The following is a 5,368-nucleotide window of genomic DNA, read 5'->3' as shown; positions in this document are numbered from 1 at the left end:
ATGGAGAAGATATTTATTCATTCACCCCTGTACAGCACCCAGCCAATAAGGACACAGATATTGTTACAACACACTTTGATTACCATAAGATTGACGCCAACCTGCTTAAGCTTGATATCCTTGGACATCTGGATCCTACCATGATTAAGCGTCTTGAGGATTTAACAGGAATTGATGCTACAAAGATTCCTTTAGATGATAAGGGAGTTATGTCACTTTTCCAAAGTACAGAAGCACTTGGTATCACGCCAGATGATATTATGGGAACACCACTTGGAACACTTGGAATCCCTGAGTTTGGTACTGATTTTGCCATGCAGATGCTTGTTGAGGCTAAGCCTAAGTATTTTACCGATTTGGTTCGAATTGCAGGACTTGCCCATGGTACTGATGTATGGCTTGGCAATGCCCAGGACCTTATTCTTAGTGGAACTGCCACTATCACTGAGGCTATATGTACCCGTGATGATATTATGGTTTACCTTATTCATAAAGGACTGGACCCAGCTGAATCCTTCACTATCATGGAGCGTGTTCGTAAGGGTGTTGTTGCCAAAGGCAAATGCGATGAATGGCCAACCTACAAGCAGCACATGCAAGAGCATGGTGTACCTGATTGGTATATTGGTTCCTGCGAGAAAATTAAATACATGTTCCCTAAGGCTCACGCTGCTGCATACGTTATGATGGCATGGCGTGTTGCATACTGTAAGATTAATTATCCTTTGGCATACTATGCTGCATTCTTTTCTATTAGAGCAGGTGGCTTTGATTATGAAAAATGCTGTCTTGGTAAGGCCAGATGTGAGCAGGAGATTAAATACTATAAATCTCAGTCAGATTTGTCTGCAACTGATAAGGATATACTTATTGCACTTCGTCTTTGTCAGGAAATGTATGCAAGAGGATTTGAATTTTTACCTATGGACCTATACCAATCTGACTCAAGATACTTTAAAATAGTAGATGGGAAGCTTCTTCCTCCATTCAACGTAATCTCAGGTATGGGTGATAAGGCTGCTGAACAATTACAGATTGCTGCAAGCCAGGGTAAGTTTTTATCTCAGGATGAGATTAGAGATAGAGGAAAGGTTTCACAGACAATACTTGATAAAATGATTGAGCTTGGCATTGTTAAGGATTTGCCTAAGTCTAATCAGCTTTCACTTTCAGATTTCTTTAACTTATAAGGGGGCGAGTAAATGAAGGTAGTAAGAAGAATTATCATTTTAGTTGTTGCACTGGCTATTATTGGCGGATTAGGTTATTACAAGTATATTAACACTGTTACCTTTTACAATGAGGAGGGAACTGTAGGTAACACTATAGGAAATCTTTATGGTAATGGATTGTTTTGCGAAAGCGATGGTGTGGTGTATTTTGCTAATCCTAATGACTACAGTAGGATTTACAAAATGAATCCTGACGAAACAGATATAGAGATATTAGCAAATGATAGTGTATATTTTATAAATGGTGATTCTCACTATCTTTATTACAGCCGTAATGGAAATAGAGATAGCTCTCAGATGGGCTTTTTGAATGTAAATATTAACAGCTTATGCAGAATGTCTAAAAGAAATGGCAAGGTTATTATTTTAGATGATGCCAATTGTAATGCTGCTGCACTTATTGGAAATAGCGTGCTATATTTTCATTATGATTCTGAGGATGCCACCAGTCTTTATAAGGTTGGGATTGATGGAAAAGTAAGGGAGCAGCTTTCAAAAAGCTCAATTGATCCACGTTGTATTTACAACGGTAAATTGTATTATTCAGGTGTAGAAAAGGATCATAATCTACACAGCATGAATATAGATACCAAGGATTCCGCATTTGTTTCAGAGGAAAATCTGTGGATGCCAATAATAGAGGATAACAATCTGTATTACATGAACCTAGATGATAATAATCGTGTATACAAAAGCTCTTTATCAGGCGATGGCAAAACAGGTATAACCACTTATGGAACAAGCGGATACAATGTTGCTGGAAACTATTTGTACTATCAGTCAATAAAGGGAAATCCCGATGGAATCTACAGGGTAGATTTGACTAGTGGAGCTGAGGTGTTACTAGCTGAGGGTGAGTATAATAACATTAATGTAACTAGTAAATATGTATATTTTGCAGATTATAAATCAGGTACAACCTTCCATTCGCCTGTTGGAAGTATAGAAGTAGGATTGTTCGACCCACCTATTTTGTCACTTGATGATTAGGAGACTTATGAGAGACTTAGCAGAGGTAAGAGTTGATATTGACAAGGTAGACAAGGAGATACTTAATCTCTTTCAAAAGAGAATGGAACTGGCATGTCAGGTTGCTGAATATAAAATAGCCACTGGCAAGAAGGTTTATGATAAGGCAAGAGAGGACGAAAAACTTGATAAGTTATCATCCTATGTGGATGATGCATTTAGTGAGCAGGCTGTTAGAGAGCTTTACACTCAGATAATGTCAATTAGCCGCAAAAAGCAATTTGCTATTTTAAGAGATAATGGAGCCAGTTTTGACACAGGCTTTACAAAAGTAGATGAATATGATTTTTCTGATGCAGTAGTTTGCTTTCAAGGTGTTCAAGGAGCCTATTCTCAGCTTGCTATGATGGCATTCTTTGGAGAGAATATAAAGGATAGCTTTCATGTTGATTTGTGGCGTGATGCAATGGATGCCATAAATGATGGCAGGGCAGATTATGCTGTTCTTCCTATCGAAAACAGCTTGGCAGGCTCTGTAGAAGAAAACTTTGATTTGCTAAGTGAATATAATGTGGCAATTGTTGGTGAGCAAATTCTAAAGGTAGATCATGCACTTCTTGGGGTAAAGGGGGCTAAAATAGAGGATATTAAGACAGTGTACTCTCACCCTAAGGCAATATCCCAGTGTGAAGGATATATTCGCAATTTACACATGGATTGGGATGTTATCAATCTTCGCAATACAGCAGTTAGTGCAATGAAAATCAGAGATGATAAGGATAAAACGCAAGCTGCTATTGGAAGTACTTATAATGCTACTCTCTATGATTTGGATATTCTTGAAGAGAGCATCCAGGATGCCAAGAATAACGAGACCAGGTTTATTATTGTCTCAAAGGATAAAAAATATCGAGCTAAAGCAGACAAAATTAGCCTATGTCTAGAAATTAACCATGAGCCAGGAAGCCTTTATCGTATACTTTCAAATCTCATGTTTAATGGAATTAACATGAATAGAATTGAATCAAGGCCAATTAAGGGGGTTAACTGGCAGTATAGATTCTTTATTGATATTGACGGTAATCTTGATGATGAGGCCGTGAGAAATGCACTTATAGGTCTTTCAGAGGAGTGTGTAAGTGTAAGAGTTTTAGGAAATTATTAATTAATTGGGGGAAGGTATGAAATTATTCGCAAGCATTTATATAGGCTCTTATGAGACTACAATGAAGGTTTTTGAAATTGGAAAACAAAAGGGGATTAAGACAATTGACACACTAAAGCTTCCCTCAGATATTATTAAGGATATTCTGTCTGTAGGGAAGATATTACCTGAAACCACAAGTAAGCTTTGTCGCATATTGTCAGATATGAAGCGTACAATGGAAGGCTATAAGGTAGATGATTTCTCTATTGTGGCAGGCCCTAATATCAGGCTTGCCAGCAATTCTTTGATTGTTCTAGAACAGATTAAGGTTCATACAGGCTTTTCAGTCACTGTATTATCCAATTCAGAACAAAGATTTTTAGGTTACCAGGCAGTTGCCGCTACAGAAGGCTTTGAGGAGATTGTAGGGGAAAGTGCAGTGCTTATAGATGTTGGTGGAATGTCTCTTCAGATTACACTGTTTTCAAAGGGGAAGATAGTGACAACACAGCACCTTAGTCTTGGTACCGTATCAATAAGTGAAAATCTAAAGAAGCTTACAAGTGCATCAAGTAACTCTTTAGAGCAAACCTATGAAATGATGTATAAGGAGCTAGAGGTATTTAAAACCATGTTTTTAAATGACATAGAGCCTAAGTACATGATTCTTCTTGGGGTGCAGATAAGCTCTATTGCAGAAAGGCTATCAGGCTTTTCTTCCAAAAAGGTTAAGATAAAAGACTATCTTGATTTTTTAAATAAGATTAATAAGAACTATATTAAAAATTTTGAAATCGAAAATGATGTTTATATTGATAATGAGGGATTTATTGAGCCTGTTGTTATGCTTTACAAGGTTTTAGGTGAAACCCTAAATCCATCTATGGTATATGCTCCTGGCGTATCTGTTTCCGAGGGCATGGCGTATAATCATAGCTATTTAAAAAAATGGCTTACAGCAACACATGATTTTGAAAACGATATTATATCGGCAGCCTGGGCTATAGCAAAAAGATATGGCAGCTATCAGCCTCATCTAAAGGCGCTGTTTAAGCTATCATCAGAGATTTTTGATGTAATGAAAAAATATCATGGCTTAGGCAAAAGGGAAAGAATCCTAATTCAATGTATAGCAATACTCCATGACTGTGGCAAATATATTTCATTGGCAGAGGCTTCCAGCTGTTCTTATACAATTATCATGTCCTCTGAAATACTTGGCCTTAGTCATAAGGAACGTGAGCTTATAGCCACCACTGTAGAATTTAATCGAAAGCCTGTGGAGCCATACGAAAATCTTTCAGATAGATTTTCAAGGGAAGAATACCTGACTATTCTAAAGCTTCTTGCAATACTAAAGGTTGCAAATGCCTTAGACAGGTCCCACAAGCAAAAGATAAAAAATGTATCAATGCGAGTAAAGGACAAGGAGCTATTTATTTCCATCGAGGCAAATAGCTCACTGGCACTGGAAAAGGGATTGTTTAAGAAAAACGCAGATTTCTTTGAGGATATCTTCTCTATTAAACCAGTCCTTAAGGAAAACAGTAGAGTATAGGAGGCGTTATGGCAAATATCGATTTATTTGACTCTAAATATTATGACAACAGAGAGCTTAGCTGGCTTAAGTTTGAGCTTAGAGTTTTAAATGAAGCTATGGTTAAGGAGCTTCCTATTTTGGAGAGGATAAAATTTGTCAGCATCACCTCCTCTAATTTGGACGAATTCTTTATGGTTAGGGTGGCTTCCCTGAAGGATATGGAGCATGCAGGCTACACAAAGCCTGATATTGCAGGAATGACTCCAACAGAGCAGCTTATTGCCATAAACGAAAAGACCAGAGAGCTGGTGGATTTGCAGTACAATATCTGGGGTAAGCATCTGAATCCTATTCTTAAGGAAAATGGAATAATCCTTTACGATAAATACGAGGATTTGAATCAAGAGCAGCTAAAGTTTATAGACTCATTTTTTATGAGTCAGGTATATCCTGTGCTTACTCCTATGGCCTTTGATGCGT

4 protein-coding genes and 1 pseudogene are annotated in these 5,368 nt (G+C 37.5%); all 5 read left to right on the top strand.

Translation table 11 applies throughout. The annotated features are described in order from the left end of the window. A partial coding sequence (locus IJ535_RS09030; protein WP_330619566.1) for a helix-hairpin-helix domain-containing protein occupies positions 1-1,190 on the top strand: 1,190 nt, incomplete at its 5' end. Between the two features lie 12 nt (positions 1,191-1,202). Continuing rightward, positions 1,203-2,222 (top strand): DUF5050 domain-containing protein, encoded by a 1,020-nt coding sequence (locus tag IJ535_RS09025; protein WP_294301574.1) that lies wholly within the window; start codon positions 1,203-1,205, stop codon positions 2,220-2,222. Between the two features lie 7 nt (positions 2,223-2,229). Beyond that, positions 2,230-3,366 (top strand): prephenate dehydratase, encoded by a 1,137-nt coding sequence (pheA, locus tag IJ535_RS09020; RefSeq protein WP_294301571.1) that lies wholly within the window; start codon positions 2,230-2,232, stop codon positions 3,364-3,366. A 16-nt stretch (positions 3,367-3,382) separates the two neighbouring features. Continuing rightward, on the top strand, positions 3,383-4,906 hold the full coding sequence (locus IJ535_RS09015; RefSeq protein WP_294301568.1) for a Ppx/GppA phosphatase family protein: 1,524 nt from the start codon (positions 3,383-3,385) through the stop codon (positions 4,904-4,906). An 8-nt stretch (positions 4,907-4,914) separates the two neighbouring features. Continuing rightward, positions 4,915-5,368, top strand: a pseudogene (locus IJ535_RS09010) (RNA degradosome polyphosphate kinase); the annotation flags it as partial.

This window comes from Pseudobutyrivibrio sp., assembly GCF_017471675.1.
GTDB lineage: Bacteria > Bacillota > Clostridia > Lachnospirales > Lachnospiraceae > Pseudobutyrivibrio.
This window is presented reverse-complemented; position numbering and strand designations above follow the sequence as displayed.

Bases quoted from the DNA above. Each gene is read 5' to 3' on its own strand.
- IJ535_RS09025 (WP_294301574.1), top strand. From the start codon at position 1,203: ATGAAGGTAGTAAGAAGAATTATCATTTTAGTTGTTGCACTGGCTATT.
- pheA (WP_294301571.1), top strand. From the start codon at position 2,230: ATGAGAGACTTAGCAGAGGTAAGAGTTGATATTGACAAGGTAGACAAG.
- IJ535_RS09015 (WP_294301568.1), top strand. From the start codon at position 3,383: ATGAAATTATTCGCAAGCATTTATATAGGCTCTTATGAGACTACAATG.